We start from the raw sequence: 26,570 nt of genomic DNA, 5'->3' as shown, positions 1-26,570 counted from the left end.
CATATGGAATAGTATGGAAAATTGGGTTAATAGCGCGCTAAAAAAATGAATAGAGGGTATAAAATGAGAATGAAAAAGATTTCTCTTGTATTAGCCATACTATTTCTTGTTTTTAGCGTGGAAATTAATCCGAGTGCCTACGCTTTGGAGCTGTCTTCCTCCAAAACTATGGATAAATACGAGGAGATTGGTAAGGAATTTCTGAAGGAATATTATTATTCTATTGATATGAAGCAAGACATGAATGTGTCCAAATATATTAAGGACGAAAATGTGCTCCAATATGTCGATTTGAAGCATGATATTATCAAAAACAGAAATGTTCGTTTCTTTTTCTTGCATTATTATGATCGGGACAAAGCCGCTTCAACCCAGGCTGCCGCAAATCAAAATGAAGTTATTATTCCAGAGATTGACTTACAGAAAATTGATGATTTCTTTATTGGCTCTGAGCCTCCGCACCTTATTTATGCAGATAGAGATAAGGTAATATTTGAAACCACGGGCGGAGTGTATGTTTATGATATGAAGGGTAAGTCTCTTCTCAGATCCTTCGATACCGTCTCATTCGCATCAGAAAGTTACTCGAACGTACTACGGAGTGCTTTTGCTACGCAAGACGGAAAGCAGCTTATTTTTATCTTTAGTAAAGGACCCGGATATGTTGCTGCCTACCGTTATTCCTTGGAAGATAAGTTTATGAGTGAATTAACCGGGAAGGAATACGCAGAGTATCTTAAAAAAAGATTTGAATACAGCTATCTCGATCCCGGTGATGAACTGTACCAAAAATCCTCAGGCCTCATAATCACAATTTCCGGCTCAGAATATGTTTATTTAACGTTTCAGGACTGGAAAGTGAGTACAATCAACGTGGTTTATGTGCAGGATGATAAGGAAACGGTCTACAGCATGTTTACCAGCAAATAATAAGCACCATTCCTGACAAGCGAGTCCTCCGTGACTCGCTTTTTTGATGTGAAATAGATTCAGAAAAACGGTTGAATTCGTCTTAATTAGCATATGTGCATGAATTATCCAGCATCGGCCAAAATAAGGGTTACGATCAGAGGGGGTGTTTGTGTTGTGGAAGAACATAACGGGTTACATTCCCGGCTGGAGTGTGTGTATGCAGGCACTTATTATTTTTATTGCTCCGGTCATTTTGACAAGATTCATGCTGTGGCTTCGCGCTAAGGAAGGCAAGGCCAGTACCCGGGGAAGACGGGCTGAAGGGCAGAAGGGCGGAGGCGTGCCAAGCTCCGAGGATACCGGTGAAGCGGAGCAAACCAGTGATGCTGTGAAAAATAATAAGATTGTTCCTTCAACTACTTCGCAGAAAAATCAGCAGCCAACGTTAACCTATACCGGACAATTTCAGCAGGATTTACAGACCTTTAGGGAGATCAGCGCGGATATGTCGGATGTAAATGTACGGGAGCTGCGTGTAGGCATCCTGCAATTGAAGGCAGCGCTATTCTTTCTGGACGGCCTCACCGACAAGGATGGGATGGACCGCAATATCCTAAGGCCGCTGATGAACGCAGCACGGCCATTTGAAGGGATGGACACTCCGCCTGATCCGGCGCGCCTGAAAGAAATTATTGTCCATCAGGTGATGCTGGTCTCGGAAATTGAATTCACCAATCAGCTGGATATGTCGCTCAAAAAGGTGTTATTCGGCTCTGCGGTGCTGCTGATCGAAGGAATGAACGAGGTCTTCATCCTGGGAACGTCTAAAGGGAATACAAGAAATGTGGAGGAACCGATCTCGGAAGCGCTGCTGCGCGGCCCGCGAATCGGCTTCACGGAAGCGCTGAGCGACAATACGGCCATGCTTCGCAGGCACGGACAGAACACCAATCTTGCGATGATTTCTTTTACGGTCGGGGAAAGAGTCGAGAAGAGCTGATACTAACCTACATTAAAGGGATTGCTAATGATGAACTGATTGCCGAAATCACCCGAAGAATTCATACGATTAATATCGATGATGTGCAGGAATCCGGATATATCGAACAGCTGGTTGAGGACAATTATCTCAGCCCTTTCCAGCAGGTTCAGAATACGGAACGGCCGGACCGGGTGATGGCTGCACTGCTGGAGGGGAGGGCTGCCATTTTGCTTGACGGCACACCGTTTGCGTTAATCATGCCGGTGACGTTCGGGATGCTGCTGCAATCTCCCGAGGATTATTATGACCGCTGGTTCTCCGGCTCCTTGCTGCGGATGCTGCGCTTCTTCGCCGCCTCCGTATCACTGTTTGCTCCGGCGCTCTATATTTCCTTCCTCTCCTTCCATCCCGGTCTGGTTCCAACCAAGCTTGCGATTTCGATCATGAGCTCACGCCAAGGGGTTCCGTTCCCAACCTTAATCGAAGCGCTTATTATGGAGATTTCGATCGAAATCCTGCGTGAGGCGGGCCTGCGTCTGCCTAAGCCGATTGGCCCGGCCATGGGTATCGTCGGCGGTCTGATTATCGGCCAAGCGGCGGTCGAGGCTGGGATTGTCAGTCCTATTCTGGTTATTGTCGTTGCCGTTACAGCGATCTCTTCCTTCTCGGTACCGATGTACAGTGCAGGGATCACCCTGCGGTTTCTCCGCTTCTTCGCGATGTTCTTCGCTGCTACCTTCGGGCTGTATGGTGTAGTGCTGTTCTTCCTCCTGCTGGCCAGTCATTTGATTAAGCTGAAGAGCTTCGGCGTGCCTTATCTGAGCATAATCACGCCTAACCGGATGAGTGATCTTCGCGACTTTATTATCCGGGTACCGCTCCAGTTGATGAAGCGCCGTCCTTCACTTTTGGAGCCCAAGGATAAGCTACGTAAAAGATAAGCCACGGTGAAAGGGAGGTGGGCCTATGATCAACAAAGCCCATGACAAAATTACAACGAGTCAAGCGACCATTATTATGGTAAATTACATTCTCGTAGCCGGGATATTCAGCCTTCCCCGGACAACCGTACAGGCTGCGGGCACGCCCGATGTGTGGATTTCAGTAATACTTGGGGCGCTCTGTTCAATGGCAGCAGGTGTAATTATCGTTAAACTCAGCCAGAGGTTTCCAGGCCAGACTTTTTTTCAATACAGCACCCAAATTACCGGTAAACCGGTCGCCGTATTGCTCGGGCTGGTGATTCTTGGCTATTTTCTCGCGGTATCCGGCTATGAGCTTCGTACCATGCAGGAGGTAACCATGTTCTTCCTCCTGGAAGGTACCCCTGCATGGGCAGTAGCGGGCCTGTTCCTGTGGGTCGCCCTTTATCTGTGCAGAGGGGGAATCAATGCCTTATCACGGCTAAGCAGACTGGTTGCTCCTTTGGCCGGTGCCATATTCTTCGGCGTCTGCCTGCTCAGCCTGAAGGTATTCGAGCTGGACAATCTGCGGCCTGTACTTGGAGAAGGCCTCGCTCCGGTCTGGAAAGGGATTAAGCCAACGGCTCTAACCTATACAGCGGGCGAAGCTCTGCTGTTTATTGTTGCTTTTATGGACAAGCCCAAACGGGCTGGCAGAGTTCTCGTGATCGGAACCCTGATCTCAATGATTTTTTATTTGCTGGCTGTTGTACTGACGATTGGGGCGTTTTCTGTAGAAGGAGTGGTTACCCGGACCTGGCCATTCATTGACCTGATCCGCAGCTTTGAAGTGAATCTGCTGTTCGAACGGTTTGAGTCGCTGCTGCTGGTAATCTGGATTATGCAGATTTTCTGTACGTTCTGTATCTCTTTTTACGGAGCTGCACTGGGAGTCTCGCAAATCTTCAACCTCAAGCTGGATCATTGTCTATTCCTGCTGCTGCCGGTTGCTTATCTCATCACGGAAGCGCCGCACAACATTAATAATTTATTTGCCTTTAGTACAGGACTTGGCAATTGGGCAGTCGTGCTCTTCGGACTGATCCCGCTGCCACTGCTGCTCATTGCTTATTTCCGGAGAGCCGGTTCATGAAGCACTGCATTCTGCTGATTGTGTCCATCGCTCAAATTGTGCTGTTAACGGCCTGCTGGAGCAGTACACCGATTGAGAATTTGAATATGGAAGTGGCGGTAGCGCTGGATGTGGCAGATGAGACCGTTATTGAAAAGAAGTTCGATGGTAAAGGTGGAGACTATTCTAAACGTGACCGGATATCGGCGACCTATCAATTTATTGTGCCGCAAGGCGCAGTAGGCTCCAAAAAAGAAGGGGCTGCTTCAAGAAATTTCTACAATATGACCGAGACCGGCGATTCTATCTTCGAGGCCATCCGTGAGCTCTCGCTGCGCACTAACCGCGAGCCGATCGGACACCACCTGAAGGTGATTGTCATTGGCGAGAAGCTGGCCCGTTCCACGAAGCTGTCGGAGCTGATTGATTTCTTCAGCCGGGATAATGATATCCGCCCGAGCGTGCTGGTTCTGGTCAGCAAGGGAAAGGCCAAAGATGTACTGAACAATGTGCTGCCCGGCCAGACACCCGCCTTTGTGCTCGAAGGCATCTTCGGCAACCGTGACCGGAGCCTGCGCATCTGGGACCCGGTAACTATTACCAAGATTGTTGGCCCTTTGCGCGGCAAGAAGAGCTTTCTGCTGCAGAATGTCATTGCTGCGGAGAATGAAATGAAGTTTGCCGGAGCCGGAATCATTGACGGTGAGTCGGGCAAGCTCAGCGGTTTTTTGAGCGAGAAGGAACTGGAGGGTGTAGTCTGGCTGACAGGCAAGGGTAAAGGCGGTGTGCTCAAAACCCACAAGGATGACACCGGCAGGCTGATTACCTATGAGGTGAAAACGATGAGCAGCAAGATCAAGGCAGTTGTGAAGGAGGGGCAGATTTCGTTTCATGTAAAGATTGAATCGAAAGGCCGATACGCCGAAACCTTCTCAACAGACGGGAACCGATTGGATGCGGCTTTTATGAGACGGGATGCCATGGAGCTGGAGAAGGAGGTAAGGGAGCTGGTAGAGACGGTGATTGACAAAATGCAGCATGAGCTGCATGCCGACATCGGCGGATTCGGTAAAACCCTGAGAATTCAGCATCCTGAGGCTTGGCGGAAAGTGAAGGCGCATTGGGATCAGACGTTCACCGGGCTTCCGGTACACCTTGAGGTTAAGCTGCAAATTGAAGAGTATGGTGCCTCCGGTACAGCGACAGACTGACCTGAAATACCGCACACAGATCCTCTCCGGGTCTTTTTTTTTGCTATATAGCCCTTTTACATAGAACACGACTCTCTTGGTTTGTCTTGATCAGGGTTATCAACTATGATAATCAATGGAATGAATTACCGCAATCATATAGAAGTATAGTTGAGAGGACAGCAAATATGCTCAGTAACTTCCGGCGATCCGCCATTATTCTTTGTTTGCTTATGACATGGGGATGTTCCGGCAGCCAGAAACCGACGCTGCCTGATATAACCTCCCCAATCTCTTCAAATCAGCTAATTACACCAGCTTCTCCAACTGTAAACACAAATCCGGAGGATGCCGCTAATACCTACTACGTATCTATAACTGGAGATAACACAAACCCGGGAACGATAGATTCGCCCTGGAAGACGCTACAATATGCTGCCGATCATGCCGATCCGGATAGTTACGTCTATATTCGCGGAGGCGTGTATCATCAGAAGCTGCGCATCTCAAGAGGAGGCTCAGCGGCAGCGGGATCTATCGTGTTCGCCGGATATCCTAATGAGACAGCAGTCCTTGACGGGGAAGGCCTGCCGGTTAACGGGCTGGAAGGCCTTATCGAGATCGGTCAGGCGGGCTATGTAACTATTAGGGAACTGGAAATTCGCAATTATAAGACGTCAACCAGAGGTGAGGTGCCTGCAGGTATCTATATTCACGGCTCAGGGAAGTTCATCTCGTTACTGAATAACCGCATTCATTCCATCGCCAATACCGCCAACCCTGAGGGGGACGAGCTTTCCGGCAGAGATGCTCACGGTATAGCGGTGTACGGTACTGAAGCAGACACAGCCCTGGTTGGCCTGACCATTGACGGCAATGAAGTGTATGATTTGGTCCTCGGTTCCAGTGAAGCGCTGGCTGTGAATGGCAATGTGGATGCTTTTGCGATTACGAACAATATCATTCATGACAATGACAACATCGGGATTGACCTGATCGGCTTTGAAGGCACGGCCGGAGATATGGCGGTAGATCAGGCAAGGAACGGAACGGTTCGGGGCAATGTAGTCTACGGGATTTCATCCAATAGTAATCCGTCATACGGCGCTTCTGTGCCGAACGGCAGCAATGCAGCGGGCGGAATATACATCGACGGGGGCAGGTCAATCCTTGTCGCGGAGAATCGCGTATACGACAATGACATAGGGATTGAGCTTGCTTCCGAGCATAAGGGACGGCTAACCAGCGGCATCACGGTACAAGACAACCTGATCTACCGCAATCGCCTGACCGGCATTGCAATGGGCGGTTATGACGGGGAGCGCGGCGGTACCAGCGATAGTACGGTTGTATCCAATACGCTGTACAAGAATGACCTCTTAGGCGACGGCAATGGACAATTGTATCTGCAAGCGAACTTAAGCGGCAATACGATTAGTAAGAACATTATTGTAGCTGGGGATTCCAGCGTCTTTATCAGCAACGAATACACGAGCAACCGGAATACCACGGTGGATGGTAATCTTTATTACGCTGAGGCTGGTGCGGATGAGGCGTTCTGGCTCTGGAAAAAGAAACCTTACACCAGCTTTGCCGCTTACCAGCGCGGCTCAGGCAACGATTCCGGCTCACGATTTGCCGAGCCGCTATTCATAGATGCTGCCCGTGATGACTTCCGGCTGAAGCCAGATTCACCGGTAGCCGATGGCGGAGCTACAGAAGAAGGAGCACAGCCATGATTTATTTGCGGAGCTTTAAGCTGTCTGATGAAATCGAGCGTAATCCCAACATCTACCCTGACCATGTATTTAAACATATCGCTGGAGAGGTGCTGCTGTTTGACCGGATCACGGTGCTCTATGGCAATAACGGCAGCGGTAAATCCACGTTACTTAATGTAATTTCGGGCAAGCTGGGGATTCCGGGAGCCGAAAGAATGACCAGCTATGGGCATAGTATTTATGCTCAGCGGTTTATAGAGAGGAGCAGCTATCAGCTCGGGCAGGATGAGCAAGAGCGTGCAATCAGGCGGCTTCCAGAAGGAAGCCGGTATCTGAAATCAGAGGATATTTTATATGAGATCAAGAAGATCCAACAAGCTTCCGTACTGCGTGAGGGACTGTTATATGAGCAGATGAATAAAGGGATGAGCAAAGAACAGGCAGCAGAATATGAAGCAACGTATGCATTTAAGAAGAAGCTGGACGACATTCAGTTCTCGCAAGAGAAATATTCGAATGGAGAAACATCCATGCAATTTTTCGAGGAACATCTGCTGCCTGGGCATTTGTACTTACTGGACGAGCCGGAAACATCACTATCTCCAGCCAATCAGATAAAAATAGCGGAACAAATCAATGAGCTGGCGCGTTATTTGGACAGCCAATTCATTATTGCTACTCATTCACCCTATGTTCTAGGCACACTACAGGCAAAAATATACAATCTCGATGCAAGGCCGCTTCATACAGCAGAATGGTTTGAGCTGGACAATGTCCAATTCTTTTATCAGTTTTTCAATAAGCATAAGCAGTTGTTTGAATGAGAGTGTAAGAGGTTCTTAGATAGTGAAATGAGTGGAGAATAGTATGACAGCTTTACATCCACCAAGTATGAGGAAGGGGCCACTTACCTGCTGTCCTGTCTGCGCAAAGAGGGAATTGAAGTAACCTATATGCCCGCCCATGAAGTCCAGGTCCGGTTTCCCCAGTCGCTTGAAGAGCTTAAAGCCTATGAAGCCATTGTCATCAGTGATGTAGGAGCGAACACATTCCTGCTGCAGAACCCTACCTTCTACCAGATGCAGATTATCCCCAACGCTCTGGATCACATCAAGCAGTATGTCGAAGAAGGCGGCGGTCTGCTGATGGTCGGAGGCTACCTGACCTTTATGGGTATCGAAGGTAAAGCGAACTACACGAATACGGTACTGGCCGAGGTGCTGCCGGTTATTATGCAGAACGGCGATGACCGGGTTGAGATGCCGTCAGGGTTCTCTCCTGCAATCGCCAAAGAACATCCGCTTGCAGGCTACGGCGAGTGGCCGAAGCTGCTGGGATACAACAAGCTGGCGGCCAAGCCCGATGCCGAGGAGCTGCTGAGCCCTAACGGTGATGCCATTCTTACCGTTGGCACTTACGGCAAAGGCAGAACCGCAGCCTTTGCCAGCGACTGCTCACCGCACTGGGGCTCCACAGAATTTATGGAATGGTTCAGCGTTCTTGGCAAACCTCGTCAAGTCGTTGAAGCAGATTTGACATCAGATTTTGACGGAGAATTCATTGTACAGCAAGAACAGCGTCTTCCGTAACCGGAGGATGCTGTTCTTTTTTATATTACTTTAGCCTTTTAAGTTATTACCAAATTCATTTAAGGGATTACATTTTCTTATTTGCCCCGGAAGCTATAATGAAGGACATGAGAGCTCCTTAATACAGCCGGAGGGATGAGAGAAATGAAAGCGGTTTTATACAATCAGCGGAATCGTGTCGGAATAAATAAGAGAAATACTTTTTGGTTCAGAATAAAAAGAGATGCCATCCTCTATGTCCTTTTGCTGGTGCCTCTGTCGTACATTGCCATTTTTAAATATGCTCCCATCTATGGCTTGATTATGGCATTCCAGGATTACAACATCTTCGCAGGAATAAGGGGGAGTGAGTGGGTTGGACTCGATGTGTTCCGGTTTATTTTCCAGCAGGACAGCTTCTATCGTGCACTGAAGAATACGCTGGTTCTGAATGTTCTGGATTTGATCGCGGGATTCCCGGCGCCCATATTGCTGGCCATTCTGCTCAATGAAGTAAGGCAGGCCAGATTCAAGAAGTTAACCCAGACCGTCTTATATCTGCCGCACTTTATGTCCTGGGTGATCATTGGGGGAATTGTATACCTGATGTTCTCGAACAGCGGGATGGTCAATCATTTCATCGCTGCCCTCGGACTAGAGAAGATTGAGTTCCTGTCGCAGAAAATTCCGTGGCTGATCACCTACATCTTCGTGGGAGTCTGGCAGAATATCGGCTGGGGGACCATCATATATCTGGCGGCGATCACCGGAATCAATAAGGAATTGTATGAGGCCTCCGATATGGACGGGTGCAGCAGGCTTCGCAAAATGTGGCATATTACCCTGCCCGGCATTAAGCCGACCATCAATATTCTGCTGATCCTGCAGATTGGGCGGATGGTGTCCATCGGGTTCGACCGCCCCTTCGTGATGGGGAATTCACTGGTCAGCGAGTACTCCGATGTAATCAGTACCTTCGTGTATAGAGTGGGCATCAGCTCGGGAGACTTCTCCCAGGCTACAGCGGTAGGCTTGTTCCAATCCGTGGTCGGTCTGACCCTGCTCATAGGCGCCAACTATATCGCGAAGAAATTAGGTGAGGATGGAATATGGTGAAGCTGATGAAGAACGTGCGTCCAGGCAAAAAAATGAGTGTAACCGATGTTGCGATTATAGTATTCATTGTGGCCTTGTCCTTCACATGTATTGTTCCTTTCTTATATATGATTGCGCTTTCGCTAAGCTCTAACGAAGCAATTGTAGCCCAGAAGGTAGGGCTGTGGCCGGTAGATTTCACCATTGAAACGTACAAAACCATTCTGAGCGATATGGATATGCTGTACACGCTGGGATATAGTATTGTGCTTACTATTTTCTTCACCGTCGTGTGCATGTTCCTGACCATTTGCGCGGCGTATCCGTTAACGAAGAAGCGGCTGTGGGGAAGAAATTTCATTCTGTCAGCCCTCGTCTTCACGATGTATTTCAGCGGCGGACTGATTCCTTCCTATATTCTGGTTAAAAACCTCGGTATGATGAACACGGTATGGAGTCTGATTCTGCCGGGCGCCATGAGTGTCTTCAACCTGATCATCCTGAAAACGTTCTTCACCTCGCTTCCTGAGAGTCTGGAGGAATCAGCGTCCATTGACGGGTGTTCGGATCTGGGCATTCTCATCCGGATTGTACTTCCGCTCTCGCTGCCTTCCATTGCCACATTAAGCCTTTTCTATGCGGTGGACCGGTGGAATGGCTTCCAGGATGCCTTGTTCTATATTACGAAGAAGGAGCTGTACCCTATGCAGCTCAAGCTGTACCAGATCATTTCGGCCAATCAGCAGCTGGATAGCCAGCAGGGGGGAGAAGGAAGTATAGGCTCCTTCATTGTGCCTGAATCCTTAAAAGCAGCGAGCGTGATGTTTACAACCGTTCCGATTCTATTGATCTATCCGAAGCTCCAGAAGTATTTCGTAGATGGGGTAATGACCGGAGCGATTAAAGGCTGAGGGCGGCAGAGTCCGAGTGAAGGGGGGGATTCCCGGACGGATAGAAGCGTAGTGTTGCACAAGATCTACAGCGTGGATGATCTCAACAAACAGGGGAATGAAAGGGTGGTTAATGTGAGTACAAGTATAAAGAAAACAGCAGCAATTCTGTTCAGTATGACGCTTCTGGCCGGTGTTGCGGCAGGCTGTGGAGGGAATGGCAACAAGAGCGGAGAGACATCATCGTCAGAGGCATCAACAACTGCATCGGGGGCCCCTTCCGGTGCTCCGGCAACCTTGACGGTAGAAGTGTTCGACCGCGGGGTTCAGGGACAGCCGGATTTGAACAACAACAAATGGACCCAATACGTTAATGAGAAATTCGGCAAGCCCAATAACGCCGTGGTAGAATTTGTTCCTGTCCCCCGTTCCCAGGAAGTCGACAAGCTGAATGTGTTAATGGCCGCAAACCAGGCTCCTGATATTTCCTTCACCTACGACGGGACCCTGGTCACCCGCTTCGCCAAAAGCAAGGGACTCTATACGCTGGACGAATTGCTGGAACAGCACGGCCAGCAATTGAAGTCGTACCTGGGTGAGAAGGTGCTCTCCTACGGCAAATATGACGGCAAACAGGTCTCCATCCCGGGCAAGCGGACCCTGCTGGCCTGGAACGGAATGTTCATCCGCAAGGATTGGCTGGATAAGCTGGGTCTGCCGCTTCCTACGAACCGGGAAGAATTGTATGAGACGCTGGTAGCCTTCCGTGACAAGAACCCCGGTAATGTTGACGGCGTCATCCCTTGGGCTACAGCAGCTGCCGGTATGAATTACACCTTCGGTAACCTGGTGCAATCGTTCTGGAAGACCATGCCCGAGGAGGAATTCATCACCACGACGAACTGGCTGAAGCCCGGTAACAAGGAGGCTTACCAATGGCTAAACAAGCTGTACAATGAGAAGCTGATCAGCCCCGATTTTGCCCTGGACAAAACAACCAAGCAGGCGGATGCCGATGTAACCAACGGCAAGGTAGGCTTCTATGCTGCCAACTGGGATTATCCGATGACGCAAAAAATCCGTGTTCCGCTAAAGCAAAATTCGCCAGAGGCCAACTATGTTCCGATTGATACCTTCAAGAATGACGAAAGCAAATACCTCAAAGAGGTATATAATGAGAATGGTATATTCTCCTTCATTCCCAAGAGCAGCAAGAACGCGGAGCTGGCGATTAAATATCTGAACTGGATGGCTGACCCGGAAGTGATGTTCTTCCTGCAGTTCGGTGATGAAGGCGTTAACCACAAGCTGGTAGACGGCATCCCGCACGGGATTTCACAGACCGGCGAGAAAATGCAAATGAGCAATTTGAATATGGATTATACGATGATTGTAAACGGCGCTGAGCTGGGCGATACCGAAAAGAATGTCAGAACATATGCGGCAGCGCTGGCAGCCGGGGACAAGAGTTACGAGAAGCTGGCTATTGACTCCTATGCAATCAATACAACAGACGGTTATAGCAGCTACAACTATGGCATACCGAACGAAGCCAATATCAAGTACGGCAAAACCCTGGGCGACATGAACAAACAAATGATTGACAGGCTGATCGTTGCCAAGCCGGCAGAGTTCGACGCCCTGTACGAGAAGCTGGTGAAAGAATATATGGACGCCGGCGGTAAAGCCGTTCAAGAGGAAAATGTGAAGAATTACAGAGAGAGCCAAGCCGCCAAAAAATAATCTCATCATATTCGGATAAGCCATTGAGGGTTCATTATCATGGTTTATCCGAATTCCGGTTGCTATTCCCGGACATTTTCACAATTATTCAGAGGAATTCATAGGTTCAGGAGGCTACCCATGTACAAGGTCATGATTGTAGATGATGAGTCATGGGCGATAAGAGGAATTCAGAACGCCTTTGACTGGGAGAAATACGGTTTTGAAATTACAGGACAATTCACAAGCGCTTACAAAGCCTGGGAGGCCCTGTGTATACAGCAGCCGGACTTGGTGTTTACCGATATCCGGATGCCGGATATCTCTGGGCTGGATCTGATGAAGCGGGCAAGAGCGCAAGGGCTGAACACGGAATTTGTCATCGTAAGCGGATATGGGGAATTTGAATACGCCCAGGAAGCGATACGCTACGGGGCGCTCGATTATTTCCTTAAACCTCTGGATGTCGATATGGCGGATACATTCATTGCGAAGCTGGCCACTCACTTCTCCCGGAGAAACGCAATCCGCAATAATCTTCTCCTGGATGCGCTGACCTCGGGGGATGAGACCGAGATCAGGCAGTTCCTGCCGCTTCCGGCCAGCATGGCTGTATGCTATTACCAGGTGTTTGCGGTCTATTTGCCGAGTGACATTAAGGATATCAGGAAGCTGCTCTCTCCTGGGGGCAGGAACATAACTGCAGTGGAGGTTGAAGCCGGGTCCCGGAAGCTGCTGGTCGTGCGGATGGCAGAGCATCTAAGCGGCTTAGAGTGGACCCCGGATGAAGGGGTACTGACGGAGACGGGAATCCAAAGTGTGGGCATCAGCAGCATCAGCAGCCAGCTTCAGCAGGTGAGCAAGCTGATTAAAGAAGCTGACCTGTCCGCCTCACATATTTTTCTGGAGCAGACTTCAGCAGCCGTTCACTATGAGCCGAAGCTTCATCTCATGAAACCTTGTATTGATGGACTCTATACGATCATTCACGGGAATTCGCTTGACGATATGGATGTGTTCATTACAGGACTGCAGGAATACTTCAGGAACCATCATCTGGGTATGGGTGAGGTGGTCTACTTATGGAATCAGGCTGTCGGGATGCTTATAAACACGTATGCTGAAGAACTGAGGGATATGGAACTGGAATTCCTCAATTATTCCGAGATCAAGGAACGATTCGAAGACTTTGCGTCTCTGTGCAGCTTCTTGCATGACGTCCTTACGGTCATCCGGCAAGGCAGCAGCCGTTCCTTGCAGGAAGGGGATATCCTGTCCTGCTTCAACCGGATGGTCGTCTATATCGACCGGAACTTTGAGCAGAAGCTGTATCTGAAAGATTTGTCTGTCCAGTTCTTCATTAATCAGGTGTATTGCTGTCAGTTGTTCAAGAACAATCTGGGAAGAACCTTCTCCGAATATGTGGCAGAGCTGAGGATCAGGAAAGCCCGGGAGCTGCTAAAGCATACGGACCTGTCCATTGAGCAAATTGCCGTTAAGTCCGGGTATGTGGATTATTATTATTTCAACAAAGTGTTCAAGAAGCATTGCGGGATGACGCCCACCAAATTCAGAAAAAGCTAAGCGGATCGGAGCGGTAAGCCATGAAGACCAGTAAAGTGAAATTAAAACATCAGATATGGCTTATCTTTTTTTTCTCGATCGTTATATTCACAGTCATGGAGATATATTTCTTCCATAGCTTCTCTAATTTAACCCAGAAGCGGGCTGCCACTTACGGCAACCAGATGATCGAACAGACCCGCCGCAAGATTGATACTGTGTTCAATGATATCCGGGTCAGCACCGGCATTGCAGTCAACAGCAAGCTGATTCAGGAATTCTCCGTGGAGGTTGATGACTACAAAAGAGCATTCGACAGCGGCCCTTATGCACTGGATCTTATGGAATATATGAGATCCTTCAATTCCTATGTGAACGGCATCGTCATTAACGACATCAAGGGAAGGCGGCTGCATAGTCTGGACTCGGCAAGCGGCGATATTTTCTTCATCAACCCCTATGATACTTTTATTCAGAAATATAAGGATGACCCCTTGCTGCGGGAGCAGGGGATGTTCACCACGATTCTGAAGGACGAACGGACAGGTACGGAACAGTTCTTCTATATCGCGCCGATTGTGGAGAACATTGGGGGAATCTATTACTCCCAGATTACAGGTTACTGCACCGTGATGGTCAATATGGACAAGCTGCAGGGGCTGGTAGAAAATACGGAATTCACGCAGAGCTCCACCTTGTATATTCTGAATAACCGGGACGAGGTGATTGCCTCCACGAATTCCAGTGCACGGGGCACGTTGTTCCGGGAAGTTCTATCTATGGACAAAGAGAGTCTGCTTAACGGCGTAAAGGCTACCATTGACGGAGAAGAGATTCTCGTTCAGGTGAAGGGTCTGGAGCAGGCTGACGGATGGCGGGTTGTTAGTATGATTCCGGTGCATGAACTGACTGCGGACATGGCCCCGATGCGTAAGGTCAGCATTATTGTGGGCATCGGCATTATTCTGACTATGCTCGTAATCGGCAGCTTCTTCATGAACAGTCTGATGCGTCCGCTGATGGGACTTGTTATGGATATGAAGAGGGTCGGACGGCGGGATATGGGCTTCCGCATCAAGGTCCGGTTCACCAATGAGGTGGGCCTGCTGGCCCGTGACATTAACCGGATGATGGATGAGATGGATGAGATGGCCCGGGATATGTTCGGTACCCAGGCCAGATTATATGAGTCCGAGTTGAGCCAGAAGCAGGCGGAGTTCTCTGCTTTGCAGAGCCAGATTAATCCCCATTTCCTCTATAATACGCTGAATTGTATCAGCAGCATCGGGCTGGAATACGGGAGTAGGGAGATTGCGCAAATTACCTACTGTATGTCCAAGATTTTCCGTTACAGCATCAAGAAGGATAATCTTGTACAGATCAGAGAAGAAGTGGACTGTATTCAGGCCTATATGAAGATTATCTTAATCCGCTACGAGAATAAATTCTCCATGGAGCTTGATGTGGAGGAGAGGCTGTTATCTATGAAGACGCCTAAGATGATCCTCCAGCCTATTGTGGAGAACTCCGTATATCACGGACTGGAGCGGATGGACGAAGGCGGCCGCCTCCTGGTTACCGGAAGGATGGATGCGCATGGAGATGTGTGCTTCTGTATTACAGATACAGGGAAAGGAATGGAACCGGAAGTGCTAGCCGCCCTCCAGACGAAGCTTAGTATGGAGTACCCGGTGCGGGCATCAGACGAACAACCGGCACAAGGCATCGGGCTAAAGAATATCCATCACCGGCTGCAGATGCTGTTCGGAGAGGGCTACGGACTCACAGTCGAGAGCCGGTTCGGCCACGGAACGACCGTGACCGTGAAAATTCCTCAGTTGGTTAATGACCGCGATACGATTGAAGAGTTTAGACAATCTGAGGGAAAGTGAGCTATGACGACGCCGATCCTGCGGACAGAATATTCCCGTCCGTAATTCTTAAGATCCGGCTGGATTCCCAAGGTTCCCCCTGGAAGACATCAGACAGATCGTTACCGGGAAGGGCAGATAGGCTAATCGAATGTGCAACCAGGACACTTCCTATAATCGGGAGGTGTCTTTTTGGATTGCATAGCTTCAGAAGCTGGCAACAGTATGGACAAGGATGTGGTAGCGCCTGTCGCCGGAAATAGCAGTTGGATTAACTACACTTGCTCATGAACAGAGTAGCCCTTGCCGGATAACAGTTGGAAAAATAGCAGTTACTAGGCGGCAAATCGAGCAGAGTAGAGGAAATTCCTGGAATTAAATGACGTTTCTCCAACTAATTCTCTCAGACGCTGCAAAGCATTCAAATTAAGATACGTTTATCCAACTAATCATTTATTCCATATAAGAGGCACTAAAGAAATAACCAAAAAGCAAAAGAAACGGAGGGGAAATTTGGAACTGTAGGAGCGGTAGCGACCGCCTTTGTCACCGGATTTCCACCGCGAAGAGCTGTATTAATCAAGAAATCTGGTGACAACAGCGGCCGGAAGTCCAAATGTTCACCGCAGTGACGACGAAGCTTCAAATATAACCTCAGATTCACCCTCCGGTTGATTTTATGGTTTCCTGCCACAGTGAAGGCACTTTTTCTAAAGCGGTTACAAAAACCATTTAAGATAGTACATTTTTTTAATGTTCTCCAGCAGGTAGAATGAGGACGCTAACCCAAAAAAATCTAAACAAGAGGGAGAAGAAAAAATGAAAGCGTTCTTATCTGTCGAAGGAGGGCTGCACATGCATGGCAAAAGATCCAGAGTTCTGCTGCTGTGTCTCGCACTGCTGCTGATGCTGCCACAATGGGGCGGGCTGGCTGCTGCGGAAGAGTCGATGCCGGCTTCGCCGGAGTCTGCAGCTGTACAAGGAGGGAATAAAGTGTCCGATTTCTACAATGTTATTATGCAGACGGGAGCCGATCCTTGGGTATACCAGCATACGGACGGCTATTATTACAACGTATTCGTCAATGCCAGCGGGATCATGATCCGTAGGGCGAAGACCATCACCGGCATTGAAGCGGGCGAACGGAGCCTGGCCTGGACACCGGTTAAGGGAACCATGTATAGCTCCAATGTGTGGGCGCCCGAAATGCACTATCTCAAAGATACGGACGGAGCGTACAAATGGTATATCTACTTCGCGGCCGACAACGGAACCAACGCCAACCACCGTATGTACGTGCTGGAGAACGCCAGTGCAGATCCGCTAAGCGGAACCTGGGAGTTCAAAGGTAAAATTTCTGACCCCACCGACCGCTGGGCGATTGACGGCACGGTGCTGACGGTGGGTGAGCAACACTATTTCATCTGGTCCGGCTGGGAAGATACGGACGGAAGCTTCCAGAATCTATACATCGCCCGGATGAGCGACCCGCGGACCATCAGCTCTCAGCGGGTACTGATATCTACGCCTGAATATGATTGGGAGACGTCCCCGGGCAGAATCAATGAAGGTCCGCAGATCACTATAAAGGGCGACACCATTAATCTGATCTATTCTGCCAATGGAAGCTGGACAGACAGCTACTGCCTCGGGCTGATTACCGCCAAGCTCGGCGATGATCCGCTGAATCCAGGCTCCTGGGTCAAGCGCGATCAGCCGGTCTTCTCCAGTGCGAATGGAATCTACGGCCCGGGCCACCACAGTATCGTCACCTCTCCAGACGGTACAGAGGACTGGATTATCTACCATACCGCCCGCTGGCCGGGCTCAGGCTGGACCCGCAATGTCCGCGCACAGAAGTTCACCTGGAGTGCAGACCATACACCGAACCTGGGAGAACCCGCCGACCCGAACAGTCCGCTTGCAGTGCCTTCGGGAGAGCCGGTGCGGACTCGTTATGAAGCGGAATCAGCGATACTGGTGCAAGATCCGGCTGGTGAATCTTTCCCGGCTGTCCGGCGGGAAGCCTCCGCTTCCGGCGGGATGAAAGTCGCCAATATCAGCAGCACCAATGATTATGCCCGATTTACAGTTAACGTGCCGGAGGCGGGTTTTTATGTGCTGTCTGTGCGTAATGCCAATGGCTCACCGGAGGCGGGAGAGGCCTCCCATATCTTGTCGGTCAATGGCGGCTCCGGTGCCAATCTGAACATCGTCTATTCGGGCTTGAACCGCTGGGGGGCTTCCACGGCGAAGGTCTATCTTGGGCAAGGCAGCAACACTATCAGCTTCTACAAGGGGAAGAATGTTGCCGAAATCGACAGTATGGATGTGTTCCGGCTGAATACGTCAGAGCTGCTATTTGAAGCTCCCGGCTTCACATTGGGGTTGGGGGAAACCCGCAGCGTGCCCTTGTATACGGTAACGAGTACTACCTATTCCGCTGTTAACACGGGAGTTGTCCTCAGTTCTTCCGATCCGAAGGTGGCTGTTATTGACGGCGGGAATCAGATTAAGGCTGCCGGTGCTGGAAGTGCCATCATTACCGCATCTTACAACGGAAAAATAGCCACAACCGCAGTTAATGTTGCTGCTGAACCTAAATCTGTGCAGTCCGTAGTCTTCAGCGGGTTGAAGCCCATTCTGATCAGCGGGCAGACCAGCTTACCACTTCAGCTAACTGCACATTACAATAACTATGAAGTACAAAACGTGACACAGAATGCCCAGTATACCATCAGTGATTCCGGAGTGGCCCGGATAGATTCTGATCCAGTCACCCGTTCAGTATACGCGGTTAAACCGGGCACAGCCTTCATTACAGCCGCATATAGCGGCAAGCAGGTCACCTTCCGCTTGAAGGTAATTGCAGCATCAGATGCGATTCAAGTAGCTTCTGTAGTGAGGACTCCTTCTGGTGTAAGCCCCAAGCTGCCCGGCATTGTGGATGTCGTTTACAATAATAAGCCGAAGCAGGCCGCTGTCGTCAGCCGGGAGCTGACAGGACTTGATTTCAGTTCGATTGGCACAGTTCAGGTGCCTGTTACCCTGAAGCTGGCCGGACGTGAGTTCTTCTCCACCGTTTCCGTAGAAGTTGTTCCGGGTTATGGTCTGGATGAGATTGTGAACCAGCTCCGCAGCAAGCTGGTCAATTTCTCCTATCCTTTGGGAGACGGGCTAGGTAACTATAGTCAATCCAAGTATAACGCCTTCGTGGCCGAAGTGGATCACGCGGAGGAACTGGCCGGGAACGCGGATTTGACCAAGGAGCAGTATGACGGGAAGCTGACTAAGCTTGCAGAAGCAGAAGCCGCCCTGTTAGGTTCGCTTAATACTACGCAGGGTGGCGTGTTCTATAACGCTTACCGGGATTTCTCCGGTGACACGGCAGGCAAATACCCTTACGGCATTGTTAGCGAAGCGCTCACTGGCGGCGCTACCGCCACTGTGCAGGAGGAAGGCGGGAATAAATTCCTCCGGCTGACGACTGCCGCTACAGCGGGCAAGGCCAATCTTTTCCTGCCATATACAGGTGAGGTCAAAGCTGAGGCGGATCAGCGCGTCGTCATCGAATACCGTGCCAGAGTCAACAGCAGCTTCCCGTACGCCAATGGCGCCATGGTGAGGAACGACAGCGGAACCGGCAATTATTCCATGGTCACGGCGTTTGATACGGGTAAAATCATCGTGCAGAACGGAGCCTCGAATAAGGTAAAGGTGAAGGACTTCAGTCTGGGCACCTGGTACAAAATCAAAATGGTCGCTAACTGGGACGCCAAGACTTATACCGTCTATATTAACGATGCTCCTGCTCCGGTGGCCACAGGATTCATCTTCCGCCATACCGGCGGCAGCAAGCTGACCGGCCAGTTGTTCGGTATTGACGGTTACGCGAACGCCTCCATCGACTTCGACGATTTCAAGGTTAACATTACTAACACTAATACTACTAACTAATACTGCCCACCAGGAATCAAAGGATCAATCTGCTGAAGCAGAGGGGGCTATGGAGGAATAGTTATGTCAACTCCGACGTATGAGAAATTTGAGCCTTTACGCAATGCGCAGCTTGTTCTAGGGTATCTGACATCCATGGTGGATGAGAAGGCGGATAACCTTCCGTATTGGCTTGTACTCCCTCATAAGAAGCCTGCGGAAGCTGCTCATTGCCGGGTAGACGACGCGGAGCTGGTTGGCTCCTGGTACGAAGCCATTGACGCCGTCCGGAAAATGCTGAAGACCGAAGAGGGAGCTGAGGTTCAGTTATCCTTTTACCGCCATCTTATGAAGTCTTGGGGAGAGCACGGGCTGCGCTTTCATGAGCCATACTCCTGGACGCATACGAATCACAGCTCCTTTCACGAAATGGGCTATATTCTTCCGGCACTGAACAGGATGGTGGAGAATAACCCTTTGGACCCGGAACCGGAAATGAGGGCTTCCGGGCTTGTAAGAGGGCTACGCTCCCTTGTCATCGAAAGGAAGGTCAGAACCTTCTGGTCAGGTGATTATGAGGAAAAGGAGCCAGTGTATGAATTCCCCAATGACGTATATTTGAAAGACGGCGGATTCGATCTGTCCAGGCACACCGGACGGGGGGAGCAGGGAATTCGCAATGCGATTGTGCTTCACTCCCTGGTGCGCAGATATGAGATCACCGGAGACGGGGTGGCGCTTGATCTGGCTGTTGGCATTGCCAACCACCTCCTGGGACCCTCGCGTTATTTTAATTACAAAATGGAGTTTTTCGGCCATATCCATTCGGCAGGCTGGGTTGCCTCCGGACTCGTCCGTCTTGGACGCATCACAGGCGCCGGGCGGTATATTACCGCGGGTAAAGGGATCTATGATTATATCCGTTCCTTGTCCTCCTCCTTCGGCTGGGTACCGGAATATGCCCAGTGGCATCCGCAGCAGGAGGAGCACTGTGAAACCTGCTGCATTAAGGATATGATCGAATGCGCGAATGAGTTAATTCTGGCCGGGTACGAGGAATATTGGAACGATATGACCCTCTTTGCACGGAACCAGCTGGTGGAGAATCAGCTCAAGGTGGCATCTTATGTAGTGACAGACAATACCTTACCTGATGGGCAGGGGGTCACCTACAGGGAGATTGACAAGAGAATGATTGGCGGCTTCACCGGCGGCTCCCTCGTCAACTCCATCTCATTGTCCAAGTTCCGCTCCATTGCGGGCTGCTGCGTCGGCATGGCTCCGGTGGCCCTGGAGATTATATGGAACCGGGCGGTGGAATACCGCGGTGGAATGGTTCTCGTTAATATCCCTGTCGATAAAGAAACAGAGGAAGCCACGGTGAGCATGAATTACCCCGATACAGGCTATATTTCCATCAAGCCCAAGCAGACATATGATGTTGCAGTACGGGTGTACGACTGGATGGGGCAGAACCTCGAATGGAGGATTAATGGAATAGCCTGCGCACCCTCAAGAGAGGGCAATCTGGTGGTATTCCGCAATGTTAAGGCAGGGGATATAGTGGAGCTGGAGCATCCTGTGGAGACGGCGGTGGTGAAAGAAACGGTGCGCGGTGAACAATATTCGGTATCCTGGAGAGGCTGTGATGTTGTCGATATTGTTCCGCGCGGAGAGCACTTAAGACTGTACCAGCGGGATTTACAGATCCCGAAGTACTATCCGTCGGCGGATGATGTTCACTTCACCGGAGCCGCCAATTATGGTCCTACCCAGCAGGCGCAGGAGAAAAAGTAACGGCAGATACGGATACAGCCCCTTCAAATACGGACCCAAACAGAAACCATGACCCGCAAAAGTAACTTTGCGGGTTGTGGTTTTTCAGCTCCTTTACATTGTTATAATAGAAGATACAGGATTGAAGCGCTCTCAGTAGCAGGTTGGCTTTTTCTTTTATATAAGATGGTTAAGATTGAGGAATCTGAAGAGATGAGGAGCGATAGAGCTTGAACAGAACAGCCATACTGGAGAACCTGCAATCACAACTGCACGAGGGTAATCATATCATTGGTGTCTCGACAGGTACGGGGATTACAGCCAAGGTTGCCGCCCAGAGTGGAGCGGACTTTATATTAATGCTGAACTCCGGCAAGTTCCGCCAAATGGGGAGAAGCTCTCTTGCAGGCTTTTTACCGTTCTGCAACAGCAATGATATGGTGATGGACTTCGGGTCAAGGGAAATCGTGCCGCTGGTGAGGCATACTCCCGTGCTCTTCGGGCTGAATGCGAATGATCCCACTAGAGAAATAGCTGATTATATAATGGATATCAAGGACAAAGGCTTTGCGGGAGTCAATAATTATCCGACAGTCGGCCTGATGGACGGATTGTTCAGAGAGGCCCTGGAGGAAGACGGAATCAGCTATGACAAGGAGGTTGAGGCCATATGCCTGGCCCATCGGCAGGAGCTGTTTACGGTGGCCTTCGTATTTGACGAGTCCCAGGCGGTCCAGATGCTCGAGGCGGGGGCAGATGTAATCTGTGCTCATCTCGGCCTGACCGAAGGCGGATTAGTAGGGGCGCGGAAGGTTGTCTCCTTAGAGGCAGCCAAAGCTAAGGCGCTGCGCATCTTTGCTGCCTGCGGGCAGCTTAAGCCAGATGTAATTAAGATGATTTACGGTGGTCCGGTGAAGACGCCCGTCGACGTCCAGTACATGTACAGCAATAACACAGATATTATGGGCTACATTGGCGGCTCTGCCTTTGAACGGATTCCATCCGAGCAGTCGATTACCGCAATTACCCGCGATTTCAAGCGACTGGGCAAGCTGAATGAGGATGATTTCATGGTCAAAATGCTCAGCGGCATCACGAGGCATTATGATTACGTGGAGTTTGTCAAAGAGTATGTCGCACATAACTACAGCGATGAAGTTGTTTTTGCGGATCTGGCCAAGGTAGCTCATGTATCGCGCAGTTATTTAAGCAGCTTGTTTAAAAAAGAGGTGGGCTGCAGCTTTCAGAGCTACCTGGTGAGCTTCCGCATCAATAAAGCTGCAACGCTGCTCCAGGCACCGCAGCTTCAATTATCCGAGGTGGCCGCGATGGCAGGGTATCCGGATTATGCCCAATTCAGCAAAATGTTTAAAAAGCTGAAGGGCTGCTCTCCCAAGCAGTACAGATCTAACTTAAACACAAAAATATAGTACATAAAAGCGTTTTCATCCTTAAGTAAGCCCCGTATGATTAGTCTATAGCGCTCGGCTACCGGGATTGAGCACTGTTCTAGATGATCCATATGAGGAGGCTGCAGAATGAAGACCATCGCAATAGCTGGAACGTTTGATACGAAAGGTGAGGAGTATCTATACATCAAGAGGATTGCCGAAGAGCTTGGGCTGGGGACCCTGATGATCCATACGGGCGTGTTCGAGCCGGCCTTTGTTCCGGATGTGTCTAACCGGGAGATCGCGTACGCTGCTGGTAAGGACATAGAGGAGCTTGCAGCAAGGAAGGACCGGGCTTTGGCTACAGAGCTGCTATCCCAAGGATTGGAGAAGCTGATCCCCCAGTTGTACAAGCAGGGGAAATTCGACGGTATCATATCCTTTGGGGGTACCGGCGGAACCTCACTAGTCGCTCCGGCTATGCGAGCCCTGCCAATTGGCGTTCCGAAGGTATTGGTATCAACCGTTGCATCCGGAAATACAGCTCCATACGTAGGCACAAGCGATATTATCATGATTCCCTCTGTGGTGGATGTCGCAGGCTTGAATTCGATTTCCACGGCAATATTCACAAACGCATTATTTGCGATGGCGGGAATGCTCAAATTTGAGCATACGCATACACCGGAGAAGAAACCGCTAGTGGCAGCCACGATGTTCGGAGTAACAACGCCCTGTGTGACAGCGGCAAGAAAATACCTGGAGGAACGGGGCTACGAGGTGCTTGTGTTCCACGCCACAGGTATCGGGGGACAATCAATGGAGGCGCTCATCGAGGCGGGTTTCATTGAAGGGGTACTCGACTTGACGACAACCGAGTGGGCGGATGAGATCATCGGCGGTGTCTTGAATGCGGGGCCGCACCGGTTGGAGGCTGCAGGACGCAAGCGCATTCCACAGGTCGTTTCGGTAGGCGCTTTGGATATGTGCAATTTTGGACCGGCAGATACCGTGCCGGAGAAATTCAAGGATCATACCTTTTACCAGCATAATCCGACCGTTACCCTGATGAGAACGACAGTGGCGGAGAATGAACAGATCGGAAGGAAGCTGGCAGAGAAGCTGAACATGGCCGAAGAGAGCACCGTGCTGATACTGCCGCTTAGGGGCATTTCCGCAATTGATGTGGAGGGGCAGCCCTTCTACGGACCGGAGGAGGACCGGATGTTATTCCATACCCTGCGCCAGCATGTTGACCGCACAAGGGTTGAAGTCATTGAGATGGATTGCGCCATCAACGATCCGGCCTTTGCAAAGGCTGCAGCACTCAAGCTGATCGAACTCATGCATACATCAATTCCTGAATAACTATTAGGAGGATATACGAATGAACAAGCTAAGCAGAACAGAAATTATGGCAAAATTCAAGAAAGAGGTGGAGTTGGGCAAGATTCTCCTCGGTGTCGGGGCCGGCACAGGGATTACGGCCAAGAGCAGTGAAGCAGGCGGAGCGGATATGCTGATTATATATAATTCCGGCCGTTACAGAATGGCAGGCCGCGGTTCACTCGCAGGTTTGCTGTCCTATGGAGATGCCAATCAGATCGTTGTTGATATGGGCGCTGAGGTGCTGCCCGTTGTCAAGCATACACCTGTTCTGGCAGGGGTATGCGGCACCGATCCGTTCAGGGTCATGGAGGTATATCTGAAGCAATTGAAGGAGCAGGGCTTCAGCGGTGTTCAGAACTTCCCTACAGTAGGCTTGATTGATGGGGTATTTAGACAAAATCTGGAAGAAACCGGTATGGGGTACGACCTGGAAGTTGAAATGATCCGTATTGCCCATGAGCTGGATTTACTGACTACCCCGTATGTCTTCGATCCTGTACAGGCCAAAGCTATGGCGGAGGCGGGAGCTGACATTCTGGTTGCCCATATGGGCTTGACGACCAAAGGCACGATCGGTGCCAAAACAGCATTGACCCTGGACGACTGTGTAGAACGAATTGAGGCTATTATTAAAGCAGGCCGGGCGGTGAATCCGGACATCATGATTATTTGCCACGGCGGACCGATTGCAGAGCCGGAGGATGCCGCTTATGTCATTCAGAGAACGAAGGGCATCGATGGGTTCTTCGGCGCGTCGAGCATTGAGCGCTTTGCGGCAGAGAAGGGCATTACCCAGCAGACCGAGTCCTTCAAGTCAATTCGGCAATAACTACGGATACCAGTCGTTGCAGAAGAGAGGCTGTCTCGTAGCGCGGCGGTAAATACCGTTTATAGATCGCCTTCAACTGCCGGACGGAAAGTCCTGCAACAAGCAAGTAGACAAACGTATCTTAATTCATCACTTTCTTGGCGATTCAAGGAAGCAAGTGGAAAAACAGCAACTAATATTGATGACTTCCACTACTTTGGGTGAAACGGAATGATTTAAGTGCTGTTTTTCCACCTCTTGATTAAGCAGGGGTCATTCGCTCATCAGCAAGTGTAGAAAATCCAATTATTTCTGCTCTCTATATCATCCGGCATACCCAAAGGGTAGATCCACACACATGAAAAACAGGGGGCTGTCCCCAAAAAGTCATTTCATGACTCAGGACAGGCCCTTTTTTTGACTCAAACCCGGAGCCGATGCTCCTATATTTACCTTACCCTATACACGCAGTTTCTTCCTCCGGCCGAATGTACTCTTCCCGTTCAATATCAACCTTATCATCTTCAGTTCATACTCCGTTCATATTGCCGTCATGAAGAGGACATGTTGCTTGACTATACTTCAGGTATGTCGTCAATGCGGCTATACAGATACAAGGACAGGAGAAGATGAACGTGGCAGACACAGTAGCAACGCCAACACCAAAAAGCGGGATCAAGAGCCGTAAGAAACGGAAATTATGGCTAAAAATAATTGGAGGTTTTATCGGGGCGCTCGTGCTGTTCTTGGGCATTACATTTGTTGCGAATGCGATCATTAACGGGTCCGAGAAGAAGAAAATCGAATCGTACGGCCAGTTCGTCAATGTAGACGGAAAAAATATGAATGTGCTGATTCAAGGCAGCGGTGAGCAGACGATCGTTCTCCTTCCGGGGCAAGGCACCCCGTCGCCTGTGCTTGATTTCAAGCTGGTGATTGATGAATTGGCCCCCGATTACAAAATAGTGGCGATCGAGCCTTTCGGCTATGGCCTCAGCGATGAGACGGATAAAGAAAGAACTACCGAGAACATTATCAGTGAAATTCATGAGGCTGTGCAGCAATTGGGTCTTAAGCGTTACATTCTGATGGGACACTCCATCACGGGGCTGTACGGGGTGTCGTATGTAAAAGCCTATCCGGATGAAGTTCAGGCTTTTGTCGGTATCGACAGCAGTGTTCCCAATCAGCCGGGCATGGATGTTAAATTACCTTTGAAAGCCATGCAGTTCGCGCAAGATTCAGGTCTGATGCGGTTGCTCAAACAATTCGGCGGAGATTTGTATAAATCCCTTGATTACGATGAGCATACCAAAGAACAGATGCGCTTGATTTCCAACCAGGTTGCGAATAATCCAACACTGATGAATGAGCTCAGTCACCTCGGTTCTAATTTCAAAAATGGTGAACAGCTCACCTACCCTAGTGACTTGCCGATATTGCTCTTTGTTCAATCCAATAACAAGGACCATGAACAGTGGATTCCGCTGCATGAGGAGCAAGTCAAACTATCGGCACAGGGCAAAATGATTCCGATGGATGGCTCACATTACCTGCATCATACGAAATACAAAGAAATCTCCGAGGAATTCAAGGAGTACATGAAGCAAATTCAATTGAAGTAAGCCGAATAGGATGACTCCTGATGAAACTGCAGTGCCGATCTGGTGCTGCAGTTTTTTGCCTGCGAGTAACCATTGAATAAGCTGTAGGATTCTACTC

At 49.8% G+C, this 26,570-nt stretch carries 17 protein-coding genes and 1 pseudogene; all 18 read left to right on the top strand.

Annotated features, from left to right (window positions below):
• The first annotated feature begins 63 nt into the window (after positions 1–63).
• The 18 genes and pseudogenes from MKZ24_RS20845 to MKZ24_RS20760 all read left to right on the top strand — a co-directional run bounded on the left by MKZ24_RS20845 (position 64) and on the right by MKZ24_RS20760 (position 26,473).
• Entirely contained in the window at positions 64–930 is an 867-nt protein-coding gene (locus MKZ24_RS20845) for a hypothetical protein (protein ID WP_340785973.1), read from the top strand.
• A 154-nt stretch (positions 931–1,084) separates the two neighbouring features.
• Positions 1,085–2,835: pseudogene (locus MKZ24_RS20840) on the top strand (spore germination protein).
• 25 nt (positions 2,836–2,860) lie between these two features.
• The gene (locus tag MKZ24_RS20835; RefSeq protein WP_340785971.1) at positions 2,861–3,949 is read left to right on the top strand and encodes a spore germination protein; all 1,089 of its coding nucleotides are present in this window, start codon (positions 2,861–2,863) and stop codon (positions 3,947–3,949) included.
• The gene (locus MKZ24_RS20830) at positions 3,946–5,139 is read left to right on the top strand and encodes a Ger(x)C family spore germination protein (RefSeq protein ID WP_340785970.1); all 1,194 of its coding nucleotides are present in this window, start codon (positions 3,946–3,948) and stop codon (positions 5,137–5,139) included. The genes MKZ24_RS20835 and MKZ24_RS20830 overlap by 4 nt, the downstream gene beginning before the upstream one ends.
• A gap of 167 nt (positions 5,140–5,306) precedes the next feature.
• Positions 5,307–6,857, top strand: coding sequence for a right-handed parallel beta-helix repeat-containing protein (locus tag MKZ24_RS20825; protein WP_340785968.1), 1,551 nt, complete (start codon positions 5,307–5,309; stop codon positions 6,855–6,857).
• Positions 6,854–7,663 (top strand): AAA family ATPase, encoded by an 810-nt coding sequence (locus MKZ24_RS20820; protein WP_042236581.1) that lies wholly within the window; start codon positions 6,854–6,856, stop codon positions 7,661–7,663. Before MKZ24_RS20825 ends, MKZ24_RS20820 begins: the two co-directional genes overlap by 4 nt.
• An 87-nt stretch (positions 7,664–7,750) precedes the next feature.
• Positions 7,751–8,428 (top strand): glutamine amidotransferase, encoded by a 678-nt coding sequence (locus MKZ24_RS20815; RefSeq protein WP_156123165.1) that lies wholly within the window; start codon positions 7,751–7,753, stop codon positions 8,426–8,428.
• Positions 8,429–8,572: 144 nt separating this feature from the next.
• On the top strand, positions 8,573–9,523 hold the full coding sequence (locus MKZ24_RS20810; RefSeq protein WP_042236583.1) for an ABC transporter permease: 951 nt from the start codon (positions 8,573–8,575) through the stop codon (positions 9,521–9,523).
• Entirely contained in the window at positions 9,517–10,413 is an 897-nt protein-coding gene (locus tag MKZ24_RS20805; RefSeq protein ID WP_081956541.1) for a carbohydrate ABC transporter permease, read from the top strand. Before MKZ24_RS20810 ends, MKZ24_RS20805 begins: the two co-directional genes overlap by 7 nt.
• Positions 10,414–10,527: 114 nt before the next feature.
• On the top strand, positions 10,528–12,135 hold the full coding sequence (locus tag MKZ24_RS20800; protein WP_340785963.1) for an extracellular solute-binding protein: 1,608 nt from the start codon (positions 10,528–10,530) through the stop codon (positions 12,133–12,135).
• A gap of 120 nt (positions 12,136–12,255) precedes the next feature.
• Entirely contained in the window at positions 12,256–13,698 is a 1,443-nt protein-coding gene (locus MKZ24_RS20795) for a response regulator transcription factor (protein WP_042236585.1), read from the top strand.
• Between the two features lie 20 nt (positions 13,699–13,718).
• Positions 13,719–15,569 carry a sensor histidine kinase gene (locus MKZ24_RS20790; RefSeq protein WP_340785961.1) on the top strand — a complete coding sequence of 617 codons (1,851 nt, stop codon included), beginning with the start codon at positions 13,719–13,721 and terminating at the stop codon, positions 15,567–15,569.
• A gap of 834 nt (positions 15,570–16,403) precedes the next feature.
• The gene (locus MKZ24_RS20785) at positions 16,404–19,505 is read left to right on the top strand and encodes a family 43 glycosylhydrolase (protein ID WP_340785959.1); all 3,102 of its coding nucleotides are present in this window, start codon (positions 16,404–16,406) and stop codon (positions 19,503–19,505) included.
• A gap of 63 nt (positions 19,506–19,568) precedes the next feature.
• On the top strand, positions 19,569–21,281 hold the full coding sequence (locus MKZ24_RS20780) for a hypothetical protein (protein WP_340785957.1): 1,713 nt from the start codon (positions 19,569–19,571) through the stop codon (positions 21,279–21,281).
• 209 nt (positions 21,282–21,490) lie between these two features.
• On the top strand, positions 21,491–22,690 hold the full coding sequence (locus MKZ24_RS20775) for a phosphoenolpyruvate hydrolase family protein (protein WP_042236591.1): 1,200 nt from the start codon (positions 21,491–21,493) through the stop codon (positions 22,688–22,690).
• Positions 22,691–22,798: 108 nt separating this feature from the next.
• The gene (locus MKZ24_RS20770) at positions 22,799–24,019 is read left to right on the top strand and encodes a Tm-1-like ATP-binding domain-containing protein (RefSeq protein ID WP_042236594.1); all 1,221 of its coding nucleotides are present in this window, start codon (positions 22,799–22,801) and stop codon (positions 24,017–24,019) included.
• A 46-nt stretch (positions 24,020–24,065) separates the two neighbouring features.
• Positions 24,066–24,869, top strand: coding sequence for a phosphoenolpyruvate hydrolase family protein (locus tag MKZ24_RS20765; RefSeq protein ID WP_442950521.1), 804 nt, complete (start codon positions 24,066–24,068; stop codon positions 24,867–24,869).
• A 608-nt stretch (positions 24,870–25,477) separates the two neighbouring features.
• A complete protein-coding gene (locus MKZ24_RS20760; protein WP_042236598.1) occupies positions 25,478–26,473 on the top strand; it encodes an alpha/beta hydrolase in 996 nt (331 codons plus the stop codon).
• Positions 26,474–26,570 lie beyond the last annotated feature (97 nt).

This window comes from Paenibacillus sp. FSL R7-0297 (genome assembly GCF_038009025.1).
In the GTDB taxonomy this organism is placed as follows: Bacteria; Bacillota; Bacilli; order Paenibacillales; family Paenibacillaceae; genus Paenibacillus_AQ.
Note: the sequence above shows the minus strand (reverse complement) of the source record. Positions and strands in the feature narration are given on the sequence as shown.

Excerpts from the sequence above, each read along its gene's own strand:
- MKZ24_RS20820 (WP_042236581.1), top strand. The coding sequence starts at position 6,854 with ATGATTTATTTGCGGAGCTTTAAGCTGTCTGATGAAATCGAGCGTAAT.
- MKZ24_RS20835 (WP_340785971.1), top strand. The coding sequence starts at position 2,861 with ATGATCAACAAAGCCCATGACAAAATTACAACGAGTCAAGCGACCATT.
- MKZ24_RS20810 (WP_042236583.1), top strand. The coding sequence starts at position 8,573 with ATGAAAGCGGTTTTATACAATCAGCGGAATCGTGTCGGAATAAATAAG.
- MKZ24_RS20805 (WP_081956541.1), top strand. The coding sequence starts at position 9,517 with ATGGTGAAGCTGATGAAGAACGTGCGTCCAGGCAAAAAAATGAGTGTA.
- MKZ24_RS20760 (WP_042236598.1), top strand. The coding sequence starts at position 25,478 with ATGAACGTGGCAGACACAGTAGCAACGCCAACACCAAAAAGCGGGATC.
- MKZ24_RS20770 (WP_042236594.1), top strand. The coding sequence starts at position 22,799 with ATGAAGACCATCGCAATAGCTGGAACGTTTGATACGAAAGGTGAGGAG.
- MKZ24_RS20845 (WP_340785973.1), top strand. The coding sequence starts at position 64 with ATGAGAATGAAAAAGATTTCTCTTGTATTAGCCATACTATTTCTTGTT.
- MKZ24_RS20790 (WP_340785961.1), top strand. The coding sequence starts at position 13,719 with ATGAAGACCAGTAAAGTGAAATTAAAACATCAGATATGGCTTATCTTT.
- MKZ24_RS20780 (WP_340785957.1), top strand. The coding sequence starts at position 19,569 with ATGTCAACTCCGACGTATGAGAAATTTGAGCCTTTACGCAATGCGCAG.
- MKZ24_RS20785 (WP_340785959.1), top strand. The coding sequence starts at position 16,404 with ATGCATGGCAAAAGATCCAGAGTTCTGCTGCTGTGTCTCGCACTGCTG.
- MKZ24_RS20825 (WP_340785968.1), top strand. The coding sequence starts at position 5,307 with ATGCTCAGTAACTTCCGGCGATCCGCCATTATTCTTTGTTTGCTTATG.
- MKZ24_RS20830 (WP_340785970.1), top strand. The coding sequence starts at position 3,946 with ATGAAGCACTGCATTCTGCTGATTGTGTCCATCGCTCAAATTGTGCTG.
- MKZ24_RS20795 (WP_042236585.1), top strand. The coding sequence starts at position 12,256 with ATGTACAAGGTCATGATTGTAGATGATGAGTCATGGGCGATAAGAGGA.
- MKZ24_RS20765 (WP_442950521.1), top strand. The coding sequence starts at position 24,066 with ATGGCAAAATTCAAGAAAGAGGTGGAGTTGGGCAAGATTCTCCTCGGT.